Origin of the sequence: Streptomyces sp. NPDC051776 (assembly GCF_040681345.1) — a bacterium.
Classification (GTDB): Bacteria; Actinomycetota; Actinomycetes; order Streptomycetales; family Streptomycetaceae; genus Streptomyces.
Genome location: NZ_JBFAYQ010000143.1, coordinates 1 through 2,716, shown reverse-complemented (window position 1 = coordinate 2,716; position 2,716 = coordinate 1). Strand labels below are relative to the sequence as shown.

General features: G+C 71.6%; 1 protein-coding gene. It reads right to left on the bottom strand.

Annotation, left to right across the window (positions count from 1 at the left end; all coding sequences use genetic code 11):
- On the bottom strand, positions 1 to 2,716 hold a 2,716-nt coding region (locus AB0M26_RS31740; RefSeq protein WP_365266465.1), incomplete at both ends, for an acyltransferase domain-containing protein.

Sequence of the window (2,716 nt, the reverse complement as noted above, 5' to 3'; positions counted from 1 at the left end):
CCGACCAGCACCAGATGACCCGCACCCTCCGCAGCCGCCCACCGAGCCACACGAGCACCCAACGCACCCGTACCACCCGTCACCAACACCGTCCCCCGCGGAGACCAACCCCCCTCGACCCCATCCACGGACCCACCCGAAGCCACCCGGACCAGCCGACGCCCGAGCACACCCGACGCCCGCACCGCCACCTGGTCCTCATGGCCGGTCCCGCCGGCGAGGACGGTGACAAGTCGGTTCGTGGTGCGACGGTCCAGAGTCTCGGGGAGGTCGATCAGTCCGCCCCAACGAGGACACTCCAGCGCCGCGACCCGGCCCAGACCCCACACCGCCGCCTGCCCGGGATCCGGAGCACCGTCAGAACGGCCCACCGACACACCACCGTGCGTCAGCACCCACACCTGGCCGCCCACACCCGCGTCACCCAGGGCTTGCAGCACCACCGCTGTCGTCGCGCATGCCTGGGCCGCGTCATCAGCCATCCCCGAGGTGTCGGAGGTCTCGGTTGTGCCGGACGGCCCGGTGGTGCCGGATGTGCCGGTGGTGCCGGATGTGCCGGTGGTGCGCGATGCCTCCGTACGGAGGACGACCCCGCAGACCTCACCACAATTGACCTTCGCCAACTGTTCGGCGAGTGCGGCCCGTTCGGGTGTCGCGGGAAGTTCGACTACCACGGGGTCGGCGCCGCGGGCGGCGAGTTCCGTCGTGACGGCCTCCGATTGGGCGTCCCGGGTCGTACCTTCGGGAAGGAGCACGAGCCAACGGCCGGAGAGCACCGTGCCGGAGGACGGGTCGAGCGGCTTCCAGTGCGCCCTGTACAACCACTGGTCCGCCCGTGAGCGTTCCTGGCGCCGGCGACGCCAGGACGAGAGGGCGGGGACGAGACCGTTCAGGGAGTCCTCGGCGAGGCCCAGCGCATCGGACAGCGAGCCGAGGTCGCCTCGCTCGACCGCGTCCCAGAACTCGGTCTCCGCGTCACTTCCGGGCTGCTCGCAGTGTACGCCGCCGCCTGTGGCGGGGCGGCTCTGGTCCGCCAGCCAGTACCGCTGGTGCTGGAAGGCGTACGAGGGCAACTCGACCCGGCGTCCGCCGGGGAGGACGCTCTCCCAGGCGACCGGGGCGCCATGGGTGTGCAGGCGGGTGAGCGCCGTGAGTGCGCTGGCCGCTTCGTGCCTGTCCTTGCGGAGGGTCGGGGCGAACAGAATGGCGTCGGTGCCGGCCCCCGTGTCGTATGGCGCGACGGCCTCCGCGCACGCCTGGGCCAGGGCGGTGAGGGTGCCGTCCGGGCCGAGTTCGAGGTAGCGGGTGATCTCACGGGTGGCGAGGGCCCGCACACCGTCGGCGAATCGCACCGCCTGACGAACATGCCGCACCCAGTAGTCCGGAGTGCAGAGCTCTTCGGCGGTGGCGGTCGTGCCGGTGGCATTGGAGATGACCGGAAGAGCCGGGGGCGCGTAGGCCAGGCTCTCGGCCACAGCGCGAAACTCCTCGAGCATCGGCTCCACCAGCGGCGAGTGGAACGCATGGCTCACCCGCAACGCCGTCACCTTGCGGTCCTGGGAACGGAAGTGGTGCGCGATCTCCCCGACCGCTTCCGCGACGCCCGAAACCACCACGCTCCGGGGGCCGTTGACCGCCGCGATGCCTACCTCGGCCTCCCGCCCCGCCAGCAGCGGCAGCACTTCCTCCTCCGCTGCCGTCAGGGCCACCATCGCACCGCCCTCGGGCAACGCCTGCATCAACCGGCCCCGCGCCACCACCAGACGACACGCGTCCTCCAGCGACCACACCCCCGCAACATGCGCTGCGGCCAATTCGCCGACGGAGTGCCCCAGCAGCGCATCCGGCCGCACGCCCCACGACTCCAGCAGCCGGAACAGCGCCACCTCCAGCGCGAACAACCCGGGCTGTGCGTACTCCGTACGGTTCAGCAGCTCCGCGTCGTCGCCGAACAGCACATCGCGCAGCGGGAGTTCGAGCTCCGCATCGGCATGCGCGCAGACGGCATCGAATGTGTCGGCGAAGACGGGATGGGCCTCGTACAGCTCCCGACCCATGCCGGGTCGCTGTGCACCCTGGCCGGCGAAGAGGAACGCCGTGCGTCCGTCCGGCTGGGCGACGCCGGTGACGATGTCGTCGGTGCGGTCGCCTTGGACGAACGCGGTGAGAGCGTCGACGAGTTCGGAGTGGCCGGTGCCGATGACGGCGGCCCGGTACGGATGTGCCGACCGGTGCACGGCGAGTGACCGGGCGAGATCGAGCGGAGTGGCGCCGGGGTGCTCCCTCAGGTGCGCGAGGAGCCGTGCGGCCTGGGCGGGCAGAGCCTCCGGGGTGCGGGCGGACAGTACCCAGGGCAGTACGCGCGGTTCCTGCGGCATCGGACGAGGAGTGGCGGGTACGGAGTCGGCGTCCGTCTCGGGGTCCTGGGGGGCGTCCTCGCGGGGCGCCTCCTCGATCACCGCATGGGCGTTGGTGCCGCTCACCCCGAACGCGGAGACTCCGGCGCGGCGCGGGGCGTCGCCGGTGTGCGGCCATTCCCGCTGCTCGGTCAGCAGCTCCACGGAACCGGCCGTCCAGTCGACGTGCGACGACGGCTCGTCCACATGCAGGGTCCGCGGCACCATCCCGTGCCGCATCGCCAGCACCATCTTGATCACACCCGCGACACCCGCAGCCGCCTGCGTATGACCGATGTTCGACTTCACCGACCCCAACC